22 protein-coding genes and 1 pseudogene are annotated in these 24,261 nt (G+C 64.4%); 17 read left to right on the top strand and 6 right to left on the bottom strand.

Translation table 11 applies throughout. The annotated features are described in order from the left end of the window. Positions 1-309 precede the first annotated feature (309 nt). From AC1DOX_RS26220 to AC1DOX_RS26200, 5 genes are all read left to right on the top strand, one after another. Entirely contained in the window at positions 310-1,515 is a 1,206-nt protein-coding gene (locus AC1DOX_RS26220; protein WP_441622602.1) for an NnrS family protein, read from the top strand. 16 nt (positions 1,516-1,531) lie between these two features. Next, positions 1,532-2,515 (top strand): SLAC1 family transporter, encoded by a 984-nt coding sequence (locus tag AC1DOX_RS26215; protein WP_441622600.1) that lies wholly within the window; start codon positions 1,532-1,534, stop codon positions 2,513-2,515. 131 nt (positions 2,516-2,646) lie between these two features. Continuing rightward, positions 2,647-3,084: a nuclear transport factor 2 family protein gene (locus AC1DOX_RS26210; protein WP_477101569.1), complete on the top strand. Its 438-nt coding sequence runs from the start codon at positions 2,647-2,649 to the stop codon at positions 3,082-3,084. Positions 3,085-3,364: 280 nt separating this feature from the next. Further along, positions 3,365-4,252: a LysR family transcriptional regulator gene (locus AC1DOX_RS26205; RefSeq protein WP_441622598.1), complete on the top strand. Its 888-nt coding sequence runs from the start codon at positions 3,365-3,367 to the stop codon at positions 4,250-4,252. A 74-nt stretch (positions 4,253-4,326) separates the two neighbouring features. Continuing rightward, a complete protein-coding gene (locus tag AC1DOX_RS26200; protein ID WP_441622596.1) occupies positions 4,327-5,415 on the top strand; it encodes an NAD(P)H-dependent flavin oxidoreductase in 1,089 nt (362 codons plus the stop codon). A 135-nt stretch (positions 5,416-5,550) separates the two neighbouring features. Here the strand turns inward: AC1DOX_RS26200 and AC1DOX_RS26195 are convergent, their stop codons facing one another. After that, on the bottom strand, positions 5,551-6,012 hold the full coding sequence (locus tag AC1DOX_RS26195) for a carboxymuconolactone decarboxylase family protein (RefSeq protein WP_441622594.1): 462 nt from the start codon (positions 6,010-6,012) through the stop codon (positions 5,551-5,553). A 360-nt stretch (positions 6,013-6,372) separates the two neighbouring features. Here AC1DOX_RS26195 and AC1DOX_RS26190 point away from each other — a divergent pair, with 360 nt between their 5' ends. Both AC1DOX_RS26190 and AC1DOX_RS26185 read left to right on the top strand, forming a co-directional pair. Next, a complete protein-coding gene (locus tag AC1DOX_RS26190; protein WP_441622592.1) occupies positions 6,373-7,239 on the top strand; it encodes an RNA polymerase sigma-70 factor in 867 nt (288 codons plus the stop codon). 99 nt (positions 7,240-7,338) lie between these two features. Continuing rightward, positions 7,339-7,944, top strand: a complete 606-nt coding sequence (locus AC1DOX_RS26185) for a flavodoxin family protein (RefSeq protein WP_441622590.1) — start codon at positions 7,339-7,341, stop codon at positions 7,942-7,944. A 105-nt stretch (positions 7,945-8,049) separates the two neighbouring features. Here AC1DOX_RS26185 and AC1DOX_RS26180 read toward each other — a convergent pair whose 3' ends face one another. After that, positions 8,050-8,730, bottom strand: a complete 681-nt coding sequence (locus AC1DOX_RS26180) for an alternative oxidase (RefSeq protein WP_441622588.1) — start codon at positions 8,728-8,730, stop codon at positions 8,050-8,052. A 268-nt stretch (positions 8,731-8,998) separates the two neighbouring features. Between AC1DOX_RS26180 and AC1DOX_RS26175 the strand changes: the two are divergent. Continuing rightward, positions 8,999-9,792, top strand: a pseudogene (locus AC1DOX_RS26175) (DUF899 domain-containing protein). 74 nt (positions 9,793-9,866) lie between these two features. Here AC1DOX_RS26175 and AC1DOX_RS26170 read toward each other — a convergent pair. Then, a complete protein-coding gene (locus tag AC1DOX_RS26170) occupies positions 9,867-10,790 on the bottom strand; it encodes a LysR family transcriptional regulator (RefSeq protein ID WP_441622586.1) in 924 nt (307 codons plus the stop codon). A gap of 113 nt (positions 10,791-10,903) precedes the next feature. On the opposite strand from AC1DOX_RS26170, the gene AC1DOX_RS26165 reads away from it, so the two are divergent. From AC1DOX_RS26165 to AC1DOX_RS26140, 6 genes are all read left to right on the top strand, one after another. Then, the gene (locus tag AC1DOX_RS26165) at positions 10,904-11,992 is read left to right on the top strand and encodes a tartrate dehydrogenase (RefSeq protein WP_441622584.1); all 1,089 of its coding nucleotides are present in this window, start codon (positions 10,904-10,906) and stop codon (positions 11,990-11,992) included. A 145-nt stretch (positions 11,993-12,137) separates the two neighbouring features. Continuing rightward, positions 12,138-13,493 (top strand): dicarboxylate/amino acid:cation symporter, encoded by a 1,356-nt coding sequence (locus tag AC1DOX_RS26160; RefSeq protein WP_441622582.1) that lies wholly within the window; start codon positions 12,138-12,140, stop codon positions 13,491-13,493. A 17-nt stretch (positions 13,494-13,510) separates the two neighbouring features. After that, entirely contained in the window at positions 13,511-14,779 is a 1,269-nt protein-coding gene (locus tag AC1DOX_RS26155; RefSeq protein WP_441622580.1) for a glycerate kinase type-2 family protein, read from the top strand. 14 nt (positions 14,780-14,793) lie between these two features. Beyond that, positions 14,794-16,212, top strand: coding sequence for a pyruvate kinase (pyk, locus tag AC1DOX_RS26150; protein ID WP_441622578.1), 1,419 nt, complete (start codon positions 14,794-14,796; stop codon positions 16,210-16,212). A gap of 9 nt (positions 16,213-16,221) precedes the next feature. Next, a complete protein-coding gene (eno, locus tag AC1DOX_RS26145) occupies positions 16,222-17,508 on the top strand; it encodes a phosphopyruvate hydratase (RefSeq protein ID WP_441622576.1) in 1,287 nt (428 codons plus the stop codon). 98 nt (positions 17,509-17,606) lie between these two features. Further along, positions 17,607-18,593 carry a Bug family tripartite tricarboxylate transporter substrate binding protein gene (locus AC1DOX_RS26140; RefSeq protein ID WP_441622574.1) on the top strand — a complete coding sequence of 329 codons (987 nt, stop codon included), beginning with the start codon at positions 17,607-17,609 and terminating at the stop codon, positions 18,591-18,593. A gap of 51 nt (positions 18,594-18,644) precedes the next feature. Here the strand turns inward: AC1DOX_RS26140 and AC1DOX_RS26135 are convergent, their stop codons facing one another. Further along, positions 18,645-19,055: a VOC family protein gene (locus AC1DOX_RS26135; protein ID WP_092136752.1), complete on the bottom strand. Its 411-nt coding sequence runs from the start codon at positions 19,053-19,055 to the stop codon at positions 18,645-18,647. A gap of 75 nt (positions 19,056-19,130) precedes the next feature. Next, positions 19,131-19,571, bottom strand: a complete 441-nt coding sequence (locus tag AC1DOX_RS26130) for a helix-turn-helix transcriptional regulator (RefSeq protein ID WP_441622571.1) — start codon at positions 19,569-19,571, stop codon at positions 19,131-19,133. A 231-nt stretch (positions 19,572-19,802) separates the two neighbouring features. Between AC1DOX_RS26130 and AC1DOX_RS26125 the strand changes: the two genes are divergently transcribed. Beyond that, positions 19,803-20,552 carry an oxygen-binding di-iron domain-containing protein gene (locus AC1DOX_RS26125; RefSeq protein WP_441622569.1) on the top strand — a complete coding sequence of 250 codons (750 nt, stop codon included), beginning with the start codon at positions 19,803-19,805 and terminating at the stop codon, positions 20,550-20,552. Between the two features lie 34 nt (positions 20,553-20,586). Here AC1DOX_RS26125 and AC1DOX_RS26120 read toward each other — a convergent pair whose 3' ends face one another. Further along, entirely contained in the window at positions 20,587-21,477 is an 891-nt protein-coding gene (locus AC1DOX_RS26120) for a LysR substrate-binding domain-containing protein (protein WP_441622567.1), read from the bottom strand. A 164-nt stretch (positions 21,478-21,641) separates the two neighbouring features. Here AC1DOX_RS26120 and argH point away from each other — a divergent pair, with 164 nt between their 5' ends. Together argH and AC1DOX_RS26110 are read left to right on the top strand one after the other, a co-directional pair. Continuing rightward, positions 21,642-23,162 (top strand): argininosuccinate lyase, encoded by a 1,521-nt coding sequence (gene argH, locus AC1DOX_RS26115; RefSeq protein WP_441622565.1) that lies wholly within the window; start codon positions 21,642-21,644, stop codon positions 23,160-23,162. Positions 23,163-23,181: 19 nt separating this feature from the next. Beyond that, entirely contained in the window at positions 23,182-24,144 is a 963-nt protein-coding gene (locus tag AC1DOX_RS26110; protein WP_441622563.1) for a Bug family tripartite tricarboxylate transporter substrate binding protein, read from the top strand. Positions 24,145-24,261: the final 117 nt, after the last annotated feature.

The following is a 24,261-nucleotide window of genomic DNA, read 5'->3' as shown; positions in this document are numbered from 1 at the left end:
CGCGAATTCCTCGCTCGCCCAGTCTGTCGTGTCGTCCTCGATTGCCAACCCGCTGCCGCAAAATGAACAGGATGCGCGCAAGTTAACACCGTCTGCCGAGGTTTACAACCGGATTTGTGGGTAATCCTCAGCCCTACCGGAGGAGGGATGCTGCGAAAGGAGGGCTGGGTAAACACGTGAGCAACGGATTGCATGGCCATCGCAAATTTTAAATTGCATTAGAAATGCATCTTTTATAGAATCGATCGCATCATGACCGGTGGATGCCGGCCGTGGTGTCCGCGCCCCCTGATCCCTACGCGAGTCATCATGTCAGTCTTCTTGCAGATTTCCCCGCCCTCCAGGCCTGATGCCGGCTACCGCGGCCTGCCCGTGCTGGCGCTCGGTTTCCGTCCGTTCTATCTGTTGGCCGCCGCTTTTGGCGCGTTGGCCATCGCGGCGTGGGTGGCCATCTACGCGGGCTGGTGGCAGCCTGCCGCCCAGCCATGGATGGGGGCCATGGCATGGCATGCGCATGAGATGGTGTTCGGCTTTTCGGCGGCCGTGGTGGTGGGATTCCTGTTCACCGCCGGCAAGAACTGGACGGGGCTGCAGACGCCACAGGGGACGTGGCTCGGTGCGCTGGCCGGCATCTGGGTGCTGGCGCGTGTGCTGATGTGGACGGGGCCGGCGTGGGCCGCCATCGCCGTGGACGTCGCCTTCCTGCCGCTGTGCAGCTTCACCTTCTATCGGATCCTGCGTCGCGCGAACAGTCAGCGCAACTTCGGCCTGGCCATCGCACTCGGCGTGATGGGGGCACTGAACATCGGCTTTCATGTGGCCATGGCGACCGGCCACATTGGCGCGGCCTTTCACGCTTCCGAGGCCGCGACCGGCCTGGTGGCCATCTTTGTGACCGTGATCGGCGGCCGCGTGATTCCGATGTTCACCGCCAATGCCATCCCGGGCGTGCGTATTCGCCGCGTGGCAGCGGTGGAAAAAGCGGTGATCGGCCTGACCCTGCTGGCGATCATCGCGCACGCCGTGCAGGCACCCGCCCTAGTGACGGCGACACTGGCGCTCGGCGCGGCCGGCGCGCACGGTATCCGGCTGGCTGGGTGGGATCCGCTACGCACGTGGGGCAAGCCGATCGTCAGCATCCTGCACCTTGCCTATGCCTTCCTGCCCATCGGCTTTGCGCTGATCGGCGGCGCCGCGCTGGGCTGGCTGGACGCTTCCACCGCCTTGCATGCCCTGACTGTCGGCGTGATCGGCTGCGCCATCATGGCGATGGTCACCCGTACCGCCCTGGGTCACACCGGCCGCCGCCTGGAAACGGGCCGCATGGAACACCTGGCCTATCTCTGCATCGCCCTTTCCGCCGTGGTACGCGTGGCCGTGCCGATCTGGCTGCCCGCCTTCAAGACGTATGCGATTGCCGCCGCCGGCTTGCTCTGGGTGGTCGCCTTCCTGCTTTACCTCGTCAAATACACCCCCTACCTGCTTCGGCCGCGTATCGACGGCAAGGAAGGCTAGGCCAACCCCGTGACACATGCCCCCAACTTGCGATGCCCCCGCGCAAGCCAGCGCCCCCCAAACCCCTCATCTTCTTCCACCCACCGCCTTCGGCATTGTGCTCGGCCTGGCCGCGCTAGGCCGAGCCTGGCGGCTGGCCGCGGATACGTGGCATGTGCCGCCCCTGATCGGCGAGGGCTTGCTGACGGCCGCGGCGCTGGCGTGGGTAGTCCTCGTCGTGCCCTACCTGATGCAATGGCGCCATCAAGACGACAGCACGCTACCCCATGCGCTACAGGATGGCGGCCATGCGTTGCCGGCCATCGCCACGTTGCAACTGGTTCCCGCGCTGCTGCCGCATAGCCTGTTCGCGGCATGGGTACTCGGGCTGCTCGGCATCGGCTGGCAACTCGCCTTCGCGCTCTGGCACACCGGCCGGCTCTGGCGCGGCGGGCATCCCGGCCATGACGCCACACCGGCGCTCTACCTGCCCACGGTGGCTGGCAACTTCACCAGCGGGGCCACGCTCGGCATGCTGGGCCAGCCGGATTTCGGCTGGTTGCTGGTGGGCGCAGGCCTGTTCTCGTGGCTGTCCCTGGAATCGCTGGTGGTACGCCGCCTGTGGAAACCGGGCGGCCTGCCCCCGGCACAGCGTGCGCAGCTCGGCATCCAGTTTGCCCCGCCGATGGTATGCGGCGCCGCCTGCATCGCCCTGGCGCCGCACGCCGACCAACCCTGGCTGCCGTTGTTGTGGGGTTATGGGCTGTTCCAGTTATTGCTGGGCCTGCGGATGGCGGGGTGGCTTGGCGCCTCGCGTTTCGATGCGCGGTTTGCGTGGGCCTACAGCTTCGGCATTGGCTGCGCCGCGATCTGCGCCGTGCGGCTGGCCGAGACCGGCAACCATGCCGCCCACGTCCTGGCATTGCCGGTCTTCATCGCCGCCAATGCGGTCATCGGCTGGCTCGGTCTTCGGACGCTATTCCAGTGGGCTCGCCCGGCCCCGGGTGTTGCCGCGACCTGACACCTCGCCCCTGACGGTCATGGGCCCGCGTCGTACCAGAATCTATGTGATACGATGACTTACAACTGATTGCGGAGAACGCGATCAGTGACCTAACCGTTCCAATACGACCAAATAACGGGAGACACCACATGATCAAGTTCACCGCCGCCCTGCTGGGCGCTGCCGTTTTCGCCGTCGCCAGCGTGCCGGCCATGGCGCAGTCCGCCGACACGCAACCCGTGGCCACCGCTGCTGAAAAGCTGCGCGTCGCCATGATCGATCCGGACCAGGCTGCCCTGTCCGCGCTGGTGGCCGACAGCCTGAGCTACGGGCACTCGGGCGGCCGCCTGGACACCAAGGCCAGCTTCATTGGCGACCTGCTCGACAAGAAGTCCGACTTTGTGTCGATTACGATCACCGACCAGACCGTGAGTCTGTCTGGCGATGTCGCAGTCGTCCGCCACACCCTGTCGGGCGACACCCTGGACAACGGCAAGCCGGGCACGGTGCTGCTGAAGGTGCTGCAGGTCTGGCAAAAGCAAGGCGGCAACTGGCGCCTGCTGGCCCGTCAGGCAGTGAAGGCCTGAAATCGGCACTGGCAGAAGTGCGACGTCCTATCACTTCCGTCATCTAAAGAATGCCTCCGCAACACGGAGGCATTTTTCTTTCCGGCGCCGTTCCGTGCGCCGACCACTCCCGACCCCGCCGCATCACTCACCTCCCCGGCGACTTGCCCTAGTCTTCGTGGTCCTCATTGCGCCGTCATTCCTTGTCGATATCCATCCTGAATTCAGATCAACCTTGACTTTACATTCTCCATAAAAGAATATAAAACCCACGTCGATCGCGGTATGGGAATGCAGGAATATGGACCTGGCAGAGCTGGAAATCTTTCGCGCCGTCGCCCAGGAGCAGAGTGTGACCCGGGCGGCGCGTACGCTGGACCGCGCCCAATCCAATGTGACCACACGCGTCAAGCAGCTGGAGGAAACGCTCGGCGTCTCACTGTTCATGCGCGACAGCAAGCGCATGATCCTGACACCGGAAGGCCAGCGCTTTCTCTCCTATGCCGACCGACTGCTGACACTGGCCGAGGAAGCCCGCCAATCGATGCAGCAAGCGGTGCCAACGGGGCGGCTGCGTATCGGATCGATGGAAGCCGCGGCCGCCAGCCGCCTGCCCATGCCGCTTGGACGCTTTCATGCGCGCTGGCCAGAAGTCGACATCGCGATCGAGACTGGCACCACGCAGGCGCTCATCGATGGCGTCACGGCACACCGCCTCGATTGCGCCATCGTCGCGCATGCCACCGCACCGTCAGCACAATCCGGCCTGGTCCCTGAATTCGGCGCCGGACTGGAAGGCGTGCCCCTGTTTGCCGAGCATCTCGTTCTCCTGGTTCCCAGCAGCCACAAGCCGGTGCGCCATCCCGCCGATCTCCAGGTCCGCAATCTGGCCGCCTTTGCGCGCGGATGCACCTACCGGCAATGCGCGCTGGATTGGCTGGCCTCCGGCCCCGACCACGAACCGCACGAAATGCGCGTGATGGAGATGTCTTCCTATCACGCGATCTTCGCCTGCGTGATGGCTGGCGCCGCCGTGGCGATCGTGCCGAAGTCCCTGCTGGAACATCATCGTTACGCGCTGGACGTACAGACCGTGCCCGTACGCGAAGTGCATTCCTACCTGATTCGACGCAGCGGTTTCTCGACGCTGGCCTACGAGGCCTTCTTCGAGGAAATGCAACGCGCCTGAGTCATCGTCCCCGACCATCGCCTCGCTGATCGTCGTCCTCCTGACCGCTGCCCAACACGGACCTCGCACCCATCATGACGAACTCCACATCCAATCCACTGCTCGCCCGCCTGGGCATTGCGCTGCCCATCATCCAGGCGCCGATGGCCGGCGTCAGCACGCCCGCCATGGCGGCGGCGGTCTCCAACGCCGGCGGGCTCGGATCGCTCGGCGTGGGCGCCACCAATGCGGCCGGCGCACGCAAGATGATCCAGGAAACCCGCGCGCTGACCAGCAAGCCGTTCAACATCAACGTGTTCTGCCATCCGCCCGCAACCGCGGACGCCGCACGCGAGCGGGCCTGGCTCGAATACCTGGCCGCCGATTTCGCCAAATGGGATGCCACGCCGCCCGCCACCTTGCGCGAGATCTACAAGAGCTTTGTCGTGGACGACGAGATGTTCGCGATGCTGCTGGAAGAGAAGCCCGCGGTCATCAGCTTCCACTTCGGCCTGCCGAAGCAGGACTGGATCGACCAATTGCATGCGGCGGGGATCGTGCTGCTCGCCACGGCGACCAGCATCGATGAAGCGCGGCGGATCGCTGACGCGGGCATTGACGCAATCGTTGCGCAGGGCGTCGAGGCCGGCGGCCATCGCGGCGTATTCGATACGCAGGCCGCCGATGAAGGTCTGGGGACGTTTGCGCTGGTGCGGCTGATCGCCACGCACAGCAAGCTGCCGGTCATCGCCTCAGGCGGCATCATGGATGGCGCCGGCATCGCCGCAGCCATGGCGCTCGGCGCGCAGGCGGCGCAACTGGGCACCGCGTTCGTGGCCTCGCCCGAGTCGTCGGCCGATGCAGCCTATCGCACGGCCCTGCTCGCCAGGCCGCCGAAGCGCACGGCCTTCACCAGTTCGATTTCGGGCCGCGCGGCACGCGGACTCCACAACCGGTTGATGGCACTCGGTGAAGCACCTGACCACGCGCCGCTGCCGGATTATCCGATCACGTACGACGCGGGCAAGGCCCTGCATGCGGCGGCAAAGGCCAAGGGCAATGCCGACTACGCGGCGCAGTGGGCCGGTCAGGCGGCGCCGCTGGCGCGTGCGGTGCCATCGGGCGAGCTGGTTGGGATACTGGCAAAGGAACTGACTGACGCCATCGCAGGACTGCGGCACTGAGTCGCTGCGAAGGCCACAAACGACGACGGCGCGCCCCAGGGCGCGCCGTACGCATGGTAGCCAGCCGGCTACCTGTTGAAACCCGGGAACGCGAACAGGTCTTGTATCACGGTCCCAGTCAGGAACCGCGCGCGATCAGAAGCCGGGGGCCGGATGCTCCGGAATCTGGTTGCGCAGGCTCAGGTTCATCACGTTCCAACCGCGGATGGCGGCGATCGTGTAGGACAGTTCGGCGATCTCGTTTTCACTGAATTGCTCGCGCAGCGCCGGATAAACGGCATCCGTATCGTCGCGCTGCGGCAGTGCGTTGACGGCTTCGGCCCAGGCCAGCGCCGCACGTTCGCGGGCGTTGAAGAACGGTGCCTCGCGCCAGCCGGCAATCGCGTTCAGGTGGCGCACATCGGCACCCTGCTTGACCAGGTCGCGCCAGTGCATGTCGATGCAGACCCCGCAACCGTTGATTTGCGAAACGCGCAGTTGCACCAGTTCCACCAGGCGATGGCCGAGCGAGCTCTCCTTGACGGAGCCGGAGAGTTGAATCATTGCCTTCAGATTGGCCGGGGCGAGTTGGAAGAAGTTGAGTCGTGCTGCGGTCATGGATTACTCCGTGTATCGGGTTTTGCCGGCGCCCTGTGCGCCTTGCATGATGACAAGACGGGGGGCCGGGCCGGCTTGTGACAGCCGCAGCGATTTTTTTTCGTTTTTTTCCGCGAACGCCAGATTTCACCCCCAAAAGGCGGCGTATAAGTAACTTTTATGTCTCGATCCGCTTTCCACCGCATGCCCCACGGCATCGGGCTTGCCCACTCATCCCCCCCAGCGCGCGGCGCGTCGGAATTTCTATAGCATCGCGATATGCGTGGCGGCGCTGCGGCACCGGTTGCGGACCGGGTGGCGGGCCGATGTCACAAAACACGCCATTGAAACGTCTGATGATCAGATTCAGGGTCATGGCTTATGGATACCGTACAAACCTTCACCGCACTGAAACCTCGCCTGTTCGGCATTGCGTATCGCATGCTGGGCACGCGTGCCGACGCAGAGGACGTGGTGCAGGACGCATGGCTGCGCTGGCACGACGCCGATCACACCGAGATGCGCTCTACGGATGCGTGGCTGGTCACGGTCACGACACGGCTGTCCATCGACCGCCTGCGCGCTCGCAAGAACGAACAGGAGAACTACGTCGGCTGGTGGCTCCCCGAACCGCTGGTCGAGTTGCACGAGGAAACCCCCGAGGCGGCGGCCGAGCTGGCCAGCGACCTGTCGATGGCATTTCTCTGGGTACTGGAGCGCCTCTCGCCCGACGAGCGTGCGGCCTTCCTGCTGCGGCAGGCCTTCGACGTGGACTACAAGGAAATCGCCGCGATCCTCGGCAAGTCGGAAGCGGCGTGCCGTCAGATCGTGCGCCGTGCCGGCGAGCGCGTGCGCGACGGGCAGCCGCGCTACGACGTGTCGCAACAGGAACACCGCAACCTGCTGACCCGCTTCATGCAGGCGGCCAGCACCGGAGATCGCGACACGATGAAGACGATGCTCAGCCCGGATGCCGAGCTGATCAGCGACGGCGGCGGCAAGGTGTCGTCGTACGGGCGCATCCTGCAGGGTGCCGCGCGTATTGCCGGCGTCTTCTGGTCGGTCGAGCACGCCGCGCCGGGCAAGGTGACCTATCGGCTCGTCCAGATCAACGGCGAGCCGGGCCTGCTGCGCTATGTGGACGGCAAGCTCGAGTCCGCGAATTCCTTCAGGATCGAGGCGGGCCGCATCGCCGCGGTCTACGTCATGCGTAACCCCGACAAACTCGGCGGGATACCGGCGCTCTAAGCTGTCACAAATCAGCTGTCACAACTCCCGTAGCTGGCACGTCTAGCCGTGTAGAGAGCGATGCATGGGCATCGCTCCGTCACGCAATGGGAAATTCGTATGTCCAGCACCAGAGTACTCGTCGCGGTGGTCTACCACAGCGGCTATGGCCACACGGCCAGGCAGGCCGAGGCGGTCGCCATCGGCGCCGCGAGCTTGCCGAATGCCAACAGCCTGCTGATCCGCGTCGAGGATATCGACAGGCACTGGGACACGCTGGAGGACTCGGACGCCATCATCTTCGGATGCCCGACCTACATGGGCAGCGCCTCAGGCGAGTTCAAGCTGTTCATGGACGCCAGTTCGCGCGCGGCGTTTGCGCAGCGCCGGTGGCAGGACAAGGTGGCGGCCGGCTTCACCAACGCCGCCTCGCGCTCGGGCGACAAACTCGGCACCCTCGTGCAGCTGGCCGTGTTTGCCGCGCAGCAAGGCATGCATTGGGTGAACCTAGGCCTGCCCGCGGGCCACAACGCCTCCACGACTAGCGAGGATTCGCAGAATCGTCACGGCTTCTTCCTTGGCGCGGGCGCCCAGTCGGATGCCGACCGCGATGCCGAGGCGGCCGCACATCCCGCGGACTTGCAGACGTCCCAATACCTCGGACGACGCGTCGCCGAGGTGGCGTACCAGCTTGCTGCCGGTCGCCTGGTCATCAGCGCGCAATGATGGGAAACCGCATCCGGCGATGCGGCGATGCGGCACTGCGGGACTACGAAGGGAAGGTGGTACTGATCATCACCGGGGATGGCGGACTCAGTACCAGTTGGCGCGTCACTCCGCCGGCCGGCCCGAAGCGGCGGAATGCTGGAGATCCGGTTGGGACAGGTGATTGGCGTATTGGTGATTGACATCCCGGTGCCCGGCTTCGTCGTCCCGAACCGCCAGCACCACGTCACGCAGCCGTGCGTTGGCCGGCAGGTTCCAGTAGGCAATCGCCAGGTCCGGTGCGGCGATGTTTGCCACGCGGCCCGCATCGATCTCGGCCAGATAGAGCGTGTAGCTGATCACCGCCTGTTCCTCGAAGTAGCCCACCATGCGATGCGCGGTGCGCGGCGACACCAGGTACAGCAGGAAGAAAAAGACGAAGAACGCGACCTGCGCCAGCAGTATGACGGCCCGTTCAAAGCGGCTCGGCTGCGCGATCTGGATAAAGGTCATGAGGTGCATCCGCTCGTTCTCGGCCTCATCGAGCAAGGTGCGAATCCAGCCCTCGTCCTCGATCATCCAGCGCAGGCACCTGAGATGCACCAGCATGCCGCCGACCATCCCGGGAACAGCCGCCACGGTTTCCAGCACGATCGCCCGGTTCCCATACCGCTTTGCAAAGAACGTGTCCGCAAAGAACCGGAGCGTCAGCGTGATCGCCAGCGCGATGCGGTCAGACATCCCCTCGGCGGCGTGATGCCGCTCGAGCGCTGGCTGGGTGGTTTGGGTCGTTGCCGGGGCATGCATGGTGAACTCCTGTGGGGACTCGATATGTCGATAACGGCTGCAATCGAATCAGCGCGCTAATCATGCATTTAAGATACATCTTTTGAGACGGCCGGTCAATTCGGCGGCGGCGTGAGAATGCCGCCACAGTTGTTACTCCCAGCGTTCGATTTCCGGTGCCACACTATCTCAGGCCATAGCAGGCCACGACGAGCGATGAACAGCGAATCGCATCGCGCTTCAACCACGCGGCGCGGGCTTTCGCCCAACCTGGGAGATTGCGGAAACCATGACGACATCAACCGAAGACGGACGGAACGGCGGACAGCCTGCGATGCACACACCACCGGTCGTGTCGCCGCAGGCATGGGAAGCGGCCCGCCAGCAGCTGCTTGTGAAGGAAAAGGCCCAGACCCGCGCCCGTGACGCGCTGGCCGCCGAGCGCCGGCGAATGCCCTGGATGGCCGTGGAGAAGGCGTATGCGTTCGAAGGGCCCGCGGGCAAGGCCAGCCTGACCGACCTGTTCGACGGCCGGCGTCAGCTGATCGTCTACCGCGCCTTCTTCGAGCCCGGCGTGTTCGGCTGGCCTGACCACGCTTGCCGGGCTGCTCGCTGGTGGCCGACCAGGTCGCCCACCTCTCCCACCTGAACGCCCGCGACACCACCCTCGTCTTCGTCTCGCGCGCATCTCAGGCCGACATCGCCCGGCTGAAGGCGCGGATGGGCTGGGAGATCCCGTGGTTCACCCTCACCGACAGCTTCGATGCCGACTTCGGCGTGAACGAATGGCACGGCACGAACGTGTTCTATCGTGACGGCGACAGCGTATTCCGCACCTACTTCCTCAACAATCGCGGCGACGAACAGATGGGGAACACCTGGAACTACCTCGACATCACGCCGCTGGGCCGGCAGGAAGTCTGGGAGGACTCGCCCGAGGGCTATCCGCAGACGCCGACCTACAAGTGGTGGAACTGGCACGACAGCTACGTCGCCGATGCCGCGCCCGACAAGAAGTGGGTCGAGGTGTCGGACGCCGGAGAGGCGGCGTTCCGGAACCAGCACAACGGCACCAAGCCATGAACAGGCCCGCTCCGGTGGATCGGACGGCCGGGGCGGCAAGGATCGACGGCCCGCGCTGCCCACGGGATCGCGGCCTACTTTCCGAACTCGCTGAACTTTGACGCCAGAAACTCTACGAAAAGCCTGATTCGCGACGACAGCTGGTGACGTTGCTGGTAGACCGCATAGATACTCGCTTCCGGCGTCGAGTAGTTCGGCAGCACGTGCACCAGGCGGCCGCTTCGCAGATAGCGCTCGATGTCCCATTCCGCGCGCATCACGATGCCGTGACCTTCCAGCGCCCAGTTGACGGCAATCTCGCCATCGTTCGTCGTGAGATTGCCGCGCACATGGACCGACTCTGTGCGCTGCTTTGACCCCTTGCCGGAACTCAATCGCCACACGCCATAGGCATCGCTGCCCTGGCGGATACCGATGCAATTGTGGCGAGCCAGATCCGAGGGGGTCATGGGCTCGCCACGGTCCCGCAGGTACTTCGGCGATGCACAAAGCAGCCGCCGATTGGGTGCCAGCAGCTTCGCAACAATCCGTGCGTCAGGCGGCTCGCCAAACCTGACGCACACATCAAAGGCGTCTTCCGTCAGGGGGGGCGGGTCGGCGGACAACTGCAACTGCACGTCGACGTCCGGATACGCCCTGCTGTACTCGGAGATCACCGGCGCCACGTGCATGCGGCCAAAGCCGAGCGTGGCGTTGACCCGCAGCAATCCGCTCGGCCGCCCCTTCGCGCTGGTGAGCAGCTGGTCCAGGTCGTCGATCTCGCCGAGGATCCGCCTAGCGTGCTCGAGGAAGACCTCGCCTTCCGGCGTCAGGCCCATCCGACGGGTGGTTCGCGTCAGCAACGGCATGCCGATCCGCGCCTCCATCTGGGCAAGGCGCTTGCTCACCGCCGCCGTGGAGATCCCCAGGTCACGCGCCGCCGCGCTCAGGCTGCCTGCCGTCGCCACGGAAGCGAAGAAACCCAGCTCCGCGGGCTGAATGCCACTGGTCGAGCCCATGATCTTTAATCTCAGGTTAAGAATGGTTTAACTTTAGCGCCGATCCAAAACCACGTCCACCGACCAGAATCCACTCACGCAATTCAGCGGTGATTCCGACAAGGAGATGAAAGATGAAGACCTACAAGATCGCAACGATTCCGGGTGACGGCATTGGCAAGGAAGTCGTGCCGGCAGGGCGTGAAGTGCTGGAGGCACTGGCCGCGGGCGGCGCAAACTTCAGTTTCGAGTTCGAGAACTTCGACTGGGGCGGCGACTACTACCGCCAGCACGGCGTGATGATGCCGGAGGACGGCCTCGATGCGCTCCGCGGCAAGGACGCGATCTTGTTCGGCTCGGCGGGCGACAACCAGATTCCGGATCACATCACGCTCTGGGGGCTGCGCCTGAAGATCTGTCAGGGTTTCGACCAGTACGCCAACGTGCGCCCCACCCGCATCCTCCCCGGCATTGACGGCCCGCTGAAGCGCTGCGCACCCGAAGACCTGAACTGGGTGATCGTGCGGGAAAACTCCGAAGGCGAATACTCCGGCGTGGGTGGCCGCGTGCACCAGGGGCACCCGATCGAAGCCGCGACTGATGTGTCGATGATGACGCGCGTCGGCGTCGAGCGCATTCTGCGCTACGCATTCAAGCTCGCCCAGTCGCGTCCGCGCAAGCTGCTGACGGTCATCACCAAGTCCAATGCGCAGCGCCATGCCATGGTGATGTGGGACGAAGTGGCCGTGCAGGTTGCGAAGGACTTCCCCGATGTCACGTGGGACAAGGAACTCGTGGATGCCGCCACGGCACGGATGGTGAATCGTCCGAAGTCGCTGGATACCATCGTCGCCACGAACCTCCATGCCGACATCCTGAGCGACCTCGCCGCGGCACTGGCAGGCAGCCTGGGCATTGCTCCGACTGGCAACATCGATCCGGAACGCCGCTACCCGTCGATGTTCGAGCCGATCCACGGCTCCGCCTTCGACATCATGGGCAAGGGCCTGGCCAACCCCGTTGGCACGTTCTGGTCCGTCGTGATGCTGCTTGAGCATCTGGGCGAGTTCGATTCCGCGAAGCGCGTGATGAGTGCCATCGAGGCCGTCACCGCCAATCCCGCCCTTCACACACGCGACCTCGGTGGCCAAGCCACCACGGTCGAAGTCACCAAGGCCGTCTGCGACTACCTGGCCTCCGGCCGGCAAGCGAAGGCCGCATAACCCTCACGCCTCGCAGTACCTGCCGCCCGGCACGCGCCGCGGCGGCACTGCGGGCCCCTCGCGGCCCGCCCCTGCCTTGCAGATACGGAAACAGCCGTCAGAGCTGGTCTGCAAGCGCATCTCATCGAGCAAGCAGGAGACAGCAATGATTCAAAGACTACTGGGAAAGCTGTATGTCCAAGTGCTGATTGGCGTCGCCGCTGGCGTTGCGCTGGGCGTCTGGGCCCCCAACATCGCCAGCGACTTCAAGCCATTCGGCGACGTGTTCATCAAGCTGATCAAGATGGTGTTCGCGCCGATCATCTTCGCGACGGTGGTCCTTGGCATTGCCCGGATGGAGAACATGAAGGAGCTTGGCCGCGTCGGCGTACGCGCGCTGCTCTACTTTGAACTGCTCTCCACCTTCGCGCTGGCGCTCGGCCTTATCGTCGTCAACGTGGTCCAGCCCGGCCACGGCATGAATGTCGACGCGGCACACCTCGACACCAAGGCGATTGCCAGCTACACCCATGCCGCAGAGAAGCCGCATTCGTTCATCGACTTCATGATGAACCTGGTGCCGACAAGCGTCATCGACGCGCTCGCCCGGAACGACATCCTGCAGATCCTCGTGTTTGCCACGCTGTTCGGCATCGCGCTCTCGCATATCGGCCCCCGCGCAAAACCGGTGGTCGATGTGCTGGACTCCTTCACGCACGGCGTGTTTACCGTCGTCGGCATGATCATGCGACTCGCCCCGCTTGCCGCGTTCGGCGCGATGGCATTCACGGTGGGCAAGTATGGCCTGGGCTCCGTGGTCTCGCTCGGCAAGCTCATGGGCACCATGTACATCACCTGCTTCCTGTTCGTGGTGATCGTCCTGGGTGGTGTGGCTCGAATTGCAGGGTTCAGTCTCTGGAAGTTCCTCCGGTACATCCGCGACGAACTGTTCACGGTGCTCGGCACGAGTTCGTCGGAATCTGTGGTGCCGCAACTCATGCGCAAGCTTGAGAATGCCGGGGTCTCCAAGTCGGTGGTCGGTCTGGTGGTGCCCTCTGGGCTGACCTTCAACCCGGACGGCCAGTGCATCTACTACACGATGGCGGCCATCTTCATCGCCCAGGCCACCAACACGCCGCTCACGCTCACCGACCAACTGGTCGTGCTCGGTGTACTGCTTCTCACGTCGAAGGGCTCCGCGGGGGTGACAGGCTCGGGCTTTATCACGCTGGCCGCCACGCTGGCGTCGCTCGGCAAGATCCCCGTCGCAGGCATGGTGCTGCTGCTCGGCGTGGATCGCTTCATGTCGGAGGCTCGCGCCATCACCAACACGATCGGCAATGCCGTCGGCACGCTGGCCATTGCCCGATGGGTGGGCGCCGTCGATCAGCGCCAGCTGCAAGACGCGCTCGATGGCAAGGTCATCGATGAACCGACATCGGTCGACGCAAAGCCCGAGGCGGAGACGATCGGGTCACGCCTGGCCCGTGCTGCCGATGCGCACGCGTCCGTTGTCCACTGAGCAAGGGAGTCAAGATCATGCAAGCTGAACATGCTCGCGCCCTGCTCCACGACATGTTCCGGGCCGCCATCGACGCCGCGCAGCCATCCGGCACGCTGGCGCAGCATTTGCCGCCACCGCCGAAAGGCCGCACGATTGTCATCGGTGCCGGCAAGGCGTCCGCAGCGATGGCCAACGCGTTCGAGGCCGCCTGGGAAGGTCCTGTCGAGGGACTTGTCGTGACGCGCTACGGCTATGCGGTGGAATGCTCACGCATCGAGATCGTGGAAGCCGCGCATCCGGTGCCTGACGCGGCCGGCCATCGCGCCGCACGCCGCATGATGGAGCTGGTGGCGAACCTCACCGCCGACGATCTCGTCATCTGCCTGATTTCGGGCGGCGGCTCGTCGCTGCTGCCGCTGCCACTCGCCGGCATCTCGCTGGAAGACAAGCAAACCATCAACCAGGCGCTGCTGAAGTCGGGGGCCACGATCTCGGAAATGAATTGCGTGCGCCGTCACCTCTCCGCCATCAAGGGCGGACGTCTTGCGGCCGCCTGCCATCCGGCACGTATATGCAATCTCCTACTGTCCGATGTGCCGGGCGACGACCCCATCGACATCGCCTCCGGCCCGACCGTGCCGGACCCGACAACCTGCGCCGACGCCGTCGCCATCATCCGCCGCTACGGCATCGACGTGCCGGCGCACGTGATGACGGTGCTGGCTTCCGATGCCGCCGAGACGATCAAGCCTGGCGACCCCCGCCTTCCCGATATCCATACCTCGCTGATCGCCACGCCCCGCATGGCACTGCAAGCCGCCTCGCGCGTCGCCGAACGTGCCGGGATTCCTGTGCACATCCTCGGCGATGCGATCGAAGGCGAGGCCCGCGACGTCGGCAAGGTGATGGGTGCCCTTGCCCTGGAGACAGCCAGACACGACCAGCTGTTTCAGGTGCCTTGTGTGCTGCTCTCCGGCGGAGAAACAACCGTGACGGTGCGAGGCAACGGACGCGGCGGGCGAAACGTGGAGTACCTGCTGTCTCTTGCGCTGACGCTGCGTGACGAGCCGGGGGTCTACGCGATCGCCGGCGACACCGACGGCGTGGATGGCCAGGAGGAGATTGCCGGCGCCATCGCCGGACCGGACACCCTGGAGCGGGCGTGGCGACTCGGCATTCGGCCGCAGGACGCGCTGTCCGCCAACGACGGCCACGGCTTCTTCGAAGCGCTTGGCGATGCCGTCATCACCGGCCCGACAAGGACCAATGTCAACGACTTCCGCGCGATCCTGATCGCGCGGTGACCTGGAGTAATACGATGAGACGCCTTCGCAATGCAAAGATCGTGGCAACACTCGGGCCGGCAAGCACGGCGCCCGAGATCATTGACGCGCTGTTTGAAGCCGGCGCCGATGTCTTCCGGCTCAACTTCAGCCACGGCAGCCACGAAGACCACAAGCAACGGCTCGATACCATTCGCGCGGTCGAGCGCGACCGGGGCCGCCCGATTGGCGTACTGCTGGATTTGCAGGGGCCCAAGCTTCGCATCGGCACCTTCGCCGAGGGCCCGGTTCAACTTGAAGCCGAGGCGTCGTTCCGACTGGATCTCGATAGCGCCGTGGCCGGGTCGCAAACCCGGGTGAGTCTTCCGCACCCCGAGATCTTCGCGGCGCTGCAGGAAGGCAGCGAACTGCTGCTCGACGACGGCAAGATCCGCTTGCGCGTCGAGCGGTGCGGCAACGATTTTGCCGAGACGACCGTGGTGAACGGCGGCACGCTTTCAGACCGCAAGGGCGTCAACGTACCTGGCGTGGTGCTGCCGTTGTCGGCGATGACCGAGAAAGACAGGCGGGACCTGGACTTCGGGCTGACGCTCGGCGTGGACTGGATCGCCTTGTCGTTCGTCCAACGGCCCGAGGACATCCTGGAGATCAAGGAGATCGTGAAGGGTCGCGCCGGCATCGTCGCCAAACTTGAGAAGCCCGCCGCCATCCAGAGCCTGGAAGCGATCGTCGCGGAGGCCGATGCCGTCATGGTGGCGCGCGGCGACCTCGGCGTGGAAATGCCTGCGGAGCTGGTGCCGTCGCTGCAAAAGCAGATCGTGCGTGCATGCCGCAAGGCCGGAAAGCCGGTGATCGTCGCCACGCAGATGCTCGAGTCGATGATTTCGGCGCCGGTGCCGACACGTGCCGAGGCCTCCGACGTCGCCACCGCCGTGTACGACGGCGCCGATGCGGTGATGCTGTCGGCCGAATCCGCCTCGGGCAAGTATCCCGTGGAAGCGGTCCGGATGATGGACAGCATCATCACCCGCACGGAGTCGGACCCGCTGTATCACGATGCCATCCAGGCCTCGCACACGCCGCCGCGCGCGGAAGCCGCGGATGCCATCGGCTACGCCGTGCGCCACGTTGCCGGCCTACTCAAGGTGCCCGCCACCGTGGCGTACACCAGCTCCGGCTACTCGGCATTGCGCATGGCGAGGGAGCGCCCGGAGGTGCCCATCCTCGGGATGACGCCGCGCGTCGCCACCGCGCGACGCCTGGCTTTGGCCTGGGGGGTGCATGCGGTGCTCTGCCATGAGGTGATCGACGTGCTGGAGATGACCGATCTTGCCAGCCGCACCGTTCTCAAGGAGCGCTTCGGCGTGGCCGGCGATTCCATCGTCATCTCGGCGGGCCTGCCCTTCACGGTGGCCGGCACGACCAATCTCCTGCGCATTGCGCAAGTCCAGTAAGGAAGCGACATGCCCTTCATCCAGAACATTCGCGGCTACGAGATCCTCGATTCCCGCGGCAATCCCACCGTCGCCGCCCAGGTAGTGCTCTCCGACGGCGCGCAAGGCTTTGCGGCAGCGCCGTCTGGCGCGTCGACGGGAATACGCGAAGCGCTGGAACTGCGCGACGGCGATCGTCAACGCTACTTCGGCAAAGGCGTACGCAAGGCCGTCGAGCACATTAACGTCGACATCGCCCGCACCCTGCAGGGCATGGCTGCCGGAAATCAGGCCGACATCGACCACTGCATGATCCGCCTCGATGGCACGGCGGAGAAGTCGCGCCTTGGCGCCAATGCGCTGCTGGCCGTGTCACTGGCCAACGCCAGGGCTGCCGCCACGTCGGCCGGCCTGCCGCTGTATCGCGCCATCGGCGGGCGGGACAGGGGCACGCGCCTGCCGCTGCCGATGATGAACATCATCAACGGCGGGGCGCACGCCGACAACAACGTCGACATGCAGGAGTTCATGATCCTGCCGATGGGAGCGCCCTCCTTCTCCGAGTCGCTCCGCTGGGGCGCGGAGGTCTTCCACACGCTGCGCGCCGTGCTGAAAAAACGCAGGATGTCCACCGCAGTGGGCGACGAGGGAGGATTCGCGCCCGACCTGAAATCGAACGAGCAGGCGCTGGAGATCATCATGATCGCCATCGAGGCGGCGGGTTTCAAGGCGGGGCGAGATATCGCGCTGGGGCTCGACGTGGCGAGCTCCGAGTTCTATCGCGATGGCTTCTACGAACTGAAATCGGAAGGCAGGGCCTACGATGCGGGCGACTTCGTCAACCTGCTCGTCAAATGGGTGAAGCAGTATCCCATCGTGACCATCGAGGATGGCATGGCGGAAGGCGACTGGCTCGGCTGGAAGCTGTTGACACAGCGGCTGGGCGCGCAGGTGCAGCTCGTCGGCGATGACCTGTTCGTCACCAATACGGCGATCCTGCAGGAAGGCATCGACCGGGGCGCCGCCAACGCGATCCTGATCAAGCCCAATCAGATCGGCACGCTCACCGAGACACTGAACGCCATCGACCTGGCCGAGTCGGCGGGGTACGCGTCCGTGATCTCCCACCGTTCCGGAGAGACCGAAGACACCACCATTGCCGATCTGAGCGTATGCACGGCCGCCACGCAGATCAAGACCGGCTCCCTCTCCCGTTCGGATCGCGTGGCCAAGTACAACCGGCTGCTTTTCATCGAGGCGGAACTCGGTTGCGCAGCGACGTTCGCGGGACGCGATGCCTTGGCGGTCCAGGCTTAGCGACACCCGCCTTGCCGCCTCGCCACGTTGGGCGGCGGGCATTCATGCATCGAAGATCCAGCAGAGATCGAACACTTATTGACGACAGGAGACAAGCCATGTGTACTTCCCATGCAGTGCAGCAGTTCATCCGTGTATCGCTTCTGGCGCTCGGCCTCGGCGCGTCGGCCCTGGGCAGCGCGCAAGACTGGCCCACGCGACCGATCAGCCTTGTGGTGCCCTTTCCATCCGGTGGCACCACGGATGTCCTGGCACGGGCCATCGGCGACCAGCTGTCAAAGCAGCTTGGCCAACCGGTCATTGTGGAGAACCGGCCCGGCGCCGGCGCCACGGTTGGCGCGGACTACGTCAGCAAGGCAAAGCCGGACGGCTACACGCTGCTGATGGGCGCGGTACACCACACCATCGCGACGAGCGTCTACAAAAAGCTGCCCTACAACTTCCAGAAGGACCTCGCGCCAGTCGCTACCGTGGCGATGGTGCCGAATGTGCTGGTGATCAACCCCGCGAGGACGCCGGCCAAGACGGTCGCGGAACTGGTATCGCTCGCGAAGACCGCGCCGACGGAGTTCGCCTATGGCTCGAACGGCAATGGAACCGCGCAACACCTGATCGGCACGCAGTTCCAGACGGCCACCGGCGCGCCGTTGCTGCACGTCCCATACAAGGGTAGCGGCCCGCTGACAACGGATCTGCTTGGCGGCCAGGTCACGATGTCGTTCGATACGCTGACGACGGTGCTTCCTCATATCAAGGCCGGCAAGCTTCGGCCACTCGCGGTCACCACCGCCAAGCGTTCCAGCGTGTTGCCCGACGTGCCGACGCTCGAGGAGGCAGGGCTCAAGGGTTTCGATATCGGAACGTGGTTTGGCGTGCTCGCCCCGGCGGCCACGCCGAAGCCCATCGTCACCAGGCTCAGCGCCGAGATCGTGAAGATCGTCAACTCTCCGGATTTCCGCCAACGCATGCTCGCAGCGGGTGCCGAGCCTATGGCAAGCACATCCGATGAGTTTGCAAAGCGCATCGACACGGAAACCGCGAAATTCGCGAAGCTGGTCAAGGAGGGCAAGGTGGCGATCGAGTAGGCTGGCGGCGGGCCTGCGAATGCCGGCGCGCGGGCGCCGGCCCATCCGATCTCATTTCAGTTGCTGGACTCGGATCATGTTGCCGGCCGGATCGCGTACGCCGAAGTCGCGCACGCCGTAGGGCTGGTCGGTCGGCTCCTGGACGATCTCGGCATCCCGTTCCTGCAGGCGCTGGAAGGCGGCGTCCAGGTCCTTCGCGCCAAGCAGCAGCATCGCGAAGGTGCCCTTGGCCATCATCTCGGCAATGGTGCGCTTTTCCTCGTCGGTGACGCCGGGCGTGGCGTTGGGCGGGTACAGGACGATGGAGGTTTCGGGCTTGCCCTTCGGGCCGATGGTGATCCAGCGGTTATCGCCGAAGGCGACGTCCTTGCGGACCTCGAAGTCGAGCGCGTCCCGGTAGAACGCCAGCGAGACGTCCGGATCGGTGTGGGGAAGGAAGGTCGAGTGAATGGTGATGTCCATGATCAGTCTCCGTGGTGGGTAGGGAAGCGGTGGCCGCGGCCGTCGCCGCGTTGGTCCGGAACCATGGAAGGCAGTCTACGTGGGCACCTTTTCGGGCGCTTCTCGATTCCTGATCGGTCGTGTCACCTGCTTCGCGACGCAGGACGGGATGCCCTCGGCCTCGCGCGCGCAATCACGTCGGTAAACGCTGGGCGAAACGCCGACAAGCTCGGTGAACCGGGTACTGAAGGTGCCCAGCGACGAGCACCCGACCTCGAAACAGACCTCGGTAACGCTCAGATCGCCGCGGCGCAGCAGCGCCATCGCACGCTCGATGCGCCGCGTCATCAGGTACGAATAGACGGACTCGCCGTACGCCAACCGGAACTGCCGGCTGAGGTGGCCCGCCGACATATGGATGCCCTGGGCGAGCGCCTCGACGTCCAGCGGCTGGGCGTAGTCGCGGTCAATGCGGTCGCGGACGCGGCGCAGGCGGGCGAGATCACGGAGGACGGTATCGGGGGCGGCGGCGGGCATCGGGGTATCCTGCCATGCCCGGCGGGCACGTTCAACCCGGCGCCAGTGGGTACCGGTGGGCGCCGGCTGGAGCACGGAGGGATCGGCAGGCCACGGGGCATTTCCGGGCCGCAAGGGGTCGATGGACAGCGGTATCCGGATGGCCGACAATCGCCGGACGTGCACCGCCGATCCGGCCGGGCACGGACCACGTCAGTTGCCCCAGTCGGTTCCCCAAGAAAGGAGCGCACCATGGCGACCCTGTCTCTTTCCCTTTCGAGCGGTACAACAATCGACGAGATTGCGGACCGCATCTATCGCATCTCCACGCCGGTCGAGATTCCTGGGGGTGGCGGATTCTCTTTCAATCAGTACCTGATCGACGACGACGAGCCGCTGCTATTTCATACCGGCCTGCGCAAGCTGTTTCCGGTCGTCAGGGAAGCGATCGAGCGGGTCATGCCGATCGATCGTTTGCGCTATGTCGGCTTCTCGCATTTCGAGGCCGACGAATGCGGCGCACTCAATGACTTTCTCGCGGCCGCGCCGCGTGCGGAGCCACTGTGCGGCCAGATCGCGGCCATGGTCTCGGTGGGTGACTATGCCGACCGGCCACCACGCGCGCTGGATGATGGCGAGACGATCTCGCTCGGGCAGCACAGCGTGCGCTGGCTCTATACCCCGCATCTGCCGCACGCGTGGGAATGCGGGTTCCTCATGGAGACCACCTCGGCAACGCTGCTCTGCGGCGACTTGTTTACCCAGAGTGGCTCGCATCACCCCCCGCTGACCGAGAGTGACATCCTCGAACCGAGCGAGGCGTTCCGCCGCGAGTTGGACTACTTCTCACACACCAAAAGCGCCCGCGCCATGCTGGAACGCCTTGCTGCGTTGCAACCGACAACGCTCGCCTGCATGCACGGCAGCGCCTGGCGCGGCGATGGCGCGGCCTTGCTGCGCGCGCTCGCCGACAGCGTCGAACGCGACCCGGCTCCACGCTGAAGGATCGCCCGGGAGCGGATGGCGAGGGCCGCCGTCAGGATTGCGCATTGAAGGCGTCAAAGGTGTTGCGCACGCATGCCGCCATGCGGCTTGCCAGGACGTTCAGGGGAAAGTGGTCGGACGTCACCGCGTAGCTTCGGAACAGCACGTCGCCCGAAAACGGTATTTCGCGCACGTCGGAGAGACCGAGCGCACGGCTCACGATCGGGCTGACGATCGACACCCCGAGCCCCTTGCTCACCATCTTGCAAATGGTCGTGGCGTAGGGCGTTTCGATGGCAAGCACTCGGGACCCCGCCGGAAAGTGGCTGTCGATCTCGCGCCGGTTCGAGCTTTCCATCGGCAATGAAATAAAGTGCTCCGCCTCGAAATCCGCAGGTTCCAGAACCGCCCTCGTCGCCAGGCGATGTGATGTGGAGACGATACATACCCCGCGCGCCAGGTTGATCTCTTCATAATCCAGGCTGGGTAATTCGGTGCGAACGGAGCAGAAACCAATATCGCAAAACCCGGTCGCCGTCCATTTTGCAACGACGTCCGACCTGCCCATATTGACGAGCACCGGAATATCGGGAAAGGCCTCCCTGAATACCCGGATTGCATCGGGCAATACGCTCTCGGCAATCGAGCCGACTGCGCCGATCCGGAGTAAGCCCGTGCCCCGCTGCCGGATGGAATTCGCGCTTTCATCGAGCGATTCCAGCCCGATGAACGCCCGCTCGACTTCGGCATAAAACGCTTCTGCCTCCGCAGTCGGGATGAGCTTGGTCCCGCTACGCTGGAACAACTGAAAGCCAACCTTGTGCTCCAGCAGCGCGATCCAACGACTGATATTGGGTTGCGAGGTATGCAGGAGGCCCGCAGCCGTTGTCATGGAGCGCGACATCATTACGGCGCGAAACGCCTCGATCTGCTTGAAGTTCATCCAGCGGCTCCAAAAAGGAACGGATTGTGGCACGCCGTGCCGTGCGCGCCGCATCACCGCGCGACCCATATCAGGATTGTATAAGAAGCTGCGAGGCGCTGATTTGACGTATGGGTTGCCGGGATCCAAACTCAATTCATGTTTTTCTTCGACAGGTTTTGATAATGGAATCCAAAGTTAGCCGCCGGCTCAAGCAACCTCCTGCAAGGGAAGTCATCCAGTACATTTTCCAGCCGCGCACCACACGAGAATTCTTCACCAAGAATTTCGAGGTGCTGACGCAGATAAATTTTGCCCATCTGATTATGTTGGATCAGCAAGGTATTATCGACAGGAAGACGACTTCGACGCTTGCCAATGCCCTCCTGAAAATGCGACAGGAAGGCCCCGAAGTGGTCGAGCTGGATGCGGCGCGAGAAGACGCCTATTTCAATTACGAAGCGCACCTGATCAAGCTGGTCGGCCGGAATCTCGGCGGTCGCCTGCACACGGCACGGAGCCGGAATGATATTGGCGCGACAAATGACCGGATGCGTGCGCGCGGCTTTGTCGTGCGGATCGGTGCGGCCTTAGTAGGGCTGTGCGATGCGGCGTTGGCCCAGGCGGCCGAATACGCCACCTGTGTGATGCCTGGATATACCCATATGCAGGCGGCGCAGCCGATCACGTATGGGTACTACTTCTCTGCTTTGGTCGAGGCGTGGTCCCGGGACATCGACCGGCTACTGCACGTACTGGAAACCATCGACGGCTGCCCACTCGGGGCGTGCGCGCTGGCCGGGACGTCATTCCCCATCGATCGCACCCTGACCAGCAATTTGCTGGGCTTCAGCCGGCCACTCGGGAATGCGCTGGACAGCGTCGCGTCACGCGACTTTGCACTGGAGCTAAGCACGACGCTCTCGATCATGATGATCACGTGCAGCCGGATGGTGCAGGACTTCTATATCTGGTCGACGCCCGAGTTCGGATATCTGAACTTTCCGGACAGCATCGCCGGGACGTCCAGCATCATGCCGCAAAAGAAAAACCCGGTTGTGCTGGAATACCTGCGCGGCAAGACCGCGCATCTGATCGGCCTGACCTCCGCCGCGCTCACGACGGTGAAGTCCACCCACTTCACGCATTCCGGCGACAGCAGTCGCGAAAGCACGCGGACCTGCTGGGAGAGCTGTGAGGAAGCGCTGAAATGCCTCGAACTGATGACGCTGCTGGTGCGGGACGTTCAACCGGATCGCGAGCGCATGGCGTCGCGGGCCGCAGGGGATTTCTCCACGGTGACCGATCTGGCCGACCTGCTGGTCCGGAAGGCCGACCTCTCGTTCCGGGACGCCCATCACATCATCGGCGCTGTCGTGCGGCGTGCGCTCGACGAGGGCCTCCCGGCTGCCGCGATCACGCCGGAGATGATCGATGCCGCCGCGGAACAGCAAATCGGACGACCAGTGGCGCTCTCCCGCGAGGACGTTGCAAAATGCCTGGACCCGATCTGCAATGTGGAGGCTCGCCAGTCATACGGCGCGCCCGCGCCGCAAGCCGTGATGGCGCGACTCGAAGAACAGAAGATCGCGCTTGAGGACCGGGCTGACGCCGTCGAGGCGACCGACCGGAGGATTCGCGAGGCATCGGCGTTGCTGGAGCGGCGTACCCAGGCGCTCGTCTCGTCCGACCCGCAAGCCCGCTGACGTTCGCAAGGAGATAACCATGTTCAAGTTCACTACGGTGCTCGTGGCTGCCTTGGGGTTCTGCTCTGGCGTCGGCGCACAAGGGTATCCCGACAAGCCGGTCGACCTCGTCGTACCGTTTGCACCTGGCGGGACCGTCAACCTGACCGCGCGGCTGCTGGCGACCCGCATGTCCCAGGTGCTGGGCCAACCGGTCATTGTGGATAACAAGCCCGGCGCAGGCGGGGCCATTGGCGCGGCATTCGTCGCCAGGGCGCGCGCCGATGGCTACACGTTGCTGTATGCGACGATGGGCAATCAGGTCATTGCCCCGCTGCTGTCCAGGAACCTGCCGTTTTCACCGTCCAAAGACTTTGCGCCCATTGCGCTCTTTGCCACGGTGCCAAACGTGCTGGCCGTCTCCGCCAACACGCCGGCAAAGAACATGGCGGAGCTGCTCCAGTACGCGAAAGCCAATCCGGGAAAGCTCAATATGGGCTCCGCGGGGCAAGGGTCCGTCAATCACATGATCGGCGAGCTCTTCATGCTCCGGTCGGGCGTCAAGTTCACGCACGTCCCGTACAAGGGCGCGGGTCCCGCGACGTCCGATCTGCTGAGCGGTCAGATACAGATCCTTTTCGCGAATCTTCCCGCCTTGCAACCCTTCGTGAAGTCAGGCCGCGTCCGGTTGCTCGGCGTGGCCAGCAAGCAGCGGAATGCCGCGATCCCCGATGTGCCGACCTTCGGAGAACTTGGCATCAAGGATGCGGAAACGGAGTCCTGGTCAGCACTGATGGCGCCGGCCGGCACCAGCGCACAGGTGATCAAGAAGCTCCAGGATACGGTCAGGTCCATCACCATCGACCCTGCGATGGTCAGGCAGTTGACGGCCCAGGGCGCGCAACCGTTCTATGGCACCGGGTCGGAAATGGACAAGTTGATTGCCGACGACAGCAAGCGTTGGAGCGAGGTAATCAGGCAGGCCAACATTCAACTGGAATGATCGTGCCGAGATCGCTGGCAATTTCCTGAAGGAAGCAAGTTCAGGCGGCGGCGGGAGCAGAGCGGCGGTTGCATGAGCCGCTGGCATCACAGCCACAACGCCGCCGTCATGTCGCCG

The sequence above is a fragment of the Cupriavidus sp. 01L415 genome, from assembly GCF_056400065.1.
This window is presented reverse-complemented; position numbering and strand designations above follow the sequence as displayed.

Coding starts and splice junctions, on each gene's coding strand:
- AC1DOX_RS26220 (WP_441622602.1), top strand. CDS start 310: ATGTCAGTCTTCTTGCAGATTTCCCCGCCCTCCAGGCCTGATGCCGGC.
- AC1DOX_RS26215 (WP_441622600.1), top strand. CDS start 1,532: ATGCCCCCAACTTGCGATGCCCCCGCGCAAGCCAGCGCCCCCCAAACC.
- AC1DOX_RS26210 (WP_477101569.1), top strand. CDS start 2,647: ATGATCAAGTTCACCGCCGCCCTGCTGGGCGCTGCCGTTTTCGCCGTC.
- AC1DOX_RS26205 (WP_441622598.1), top strand. CDS start 3,365: ATGGACCTGGCAGAGCTGGAAATCTTTCGCGCCGTCGCCCAGGAGCAG.
- AC1DOX_RS26200 (WP_441622596.1), top strand. CDS start 4,327: ATGACGAACTCCACATCCAATCCACTGCTCGCCCGCCTGGGCATTGCG.
- AC1DOX_RS26195 (WP_441622594.1), bottom strand. CDS start 6,012: ATGACCGCAGCACGACTCAACTTCTTCCAACTCGCCCCGGCCAATCTG.
- AC1DOX_RS26190 (WP_441622592.1), top strand. CDS start 6,373: ATGGATACCGTACAAACCTTCACCGCACTGAAACCTCGCCTGTTCGGC.
- AC1DOX_RS26185 (WP_441622590.1), top strand. CDS start 7,339: ATGTCCAGCACCAGAGTACTCGTCGCGGTGGTCTACCACAGCGGCTAT.
- AC1DOX_RS26180 (WP_441622588.1), bottom strand. CDS start 8,730: ATGCATGCCCCGGCAACGACCCAAACCACCCAGCCAGCGCTCGAGCGG.
- AC1DOX_RS26170 (WP_441622586.1), bottom strand. CDS start 10,790: ATGGGCTCGACCAGTGGCATTCAGCCCGCGGAGCTGGGTTTCTTCGCT.
- AC1DOX_RS26165 (WP_441622584.1), top strand. CDS start 10,904: ATGAAGACCTACAAGATCGCAACGATTCCGGGTGACGGCATTGGCAAG.
- AC1DOX_RS26160 (WP_441622582.1), top strand. CDS start 12,138: ATGATTCAAAGACTACTGGGAAAGCTGTATGTCCAAGTGCTGATTGGC.
- AC1DOX_RS26155 (WP_441622580.1), top strand. CDS start 13,511: ATGCAAGCTGAACATGCTCGCGCCCTGCTCCACGACATGTTCCGGGCC.
- pyk (WP_441622578.1), top strand. CDS start 14,794: ATGAGACGCCTTCGCAATGCAAAGATCGTGGCAACACTCGGGCCGGCA.
- eno (WP_441622576.1), top strand. CDS start 16,222: ATGCCCTTCATCCAGAACATTCGCGGCTACGAGATCCTCGATTCCCGC.
- AC1DOX_RS26140 (WP_441622574.1), top strand. CDS start 17,607: ATGTGTACTTCCCATGCAGTGCAGCAGTTCATCCGTGTATCGCTTCTG.
- AC1DOX_RS26135 (WP_092136752.1), bottom strand. CDS start 19,055: ATGGACATCACCATTCACTCGACCTTCCTTCCCCACACCGATCCGGAC.
- AC1DOX_RS26130 (WP_441622571.1), bottom strand. CDS start 19,571: ATGCCCGCCGCCGCCCCCGATACCGTCCTCCGTGATCTCGCCCGCCTG.
- AC1DOX_RS26125 (WP_441622569.1), top strand. CDS start 19,803: ATGGCGACCCTGTCTCTTTCCCTTTCGAGCGGTACAACAATCGACGAG.
- AC1DOX_RS26120 (WP_441622567.1), bottom strand. CDS start 21,477: ATGAACTTCAAGCAGATCGAGGCGTTTCGCGCCGTAATGATGTCGCGC.
- argH (WP_441622565.1), top strand. CDS start 21,642: ATGGAATCCAAAGTTAGCCGCCGGCTCAAGCAACCTCCTGCAAGGGAA.
- AC1DOX_RS26110 (WP_441622563.1), top strand. CDS start 23,182: ATGTTCAAGTTCACTACGGTGCTCGTGGCTGCCTTGGGGTTCTGCTCT.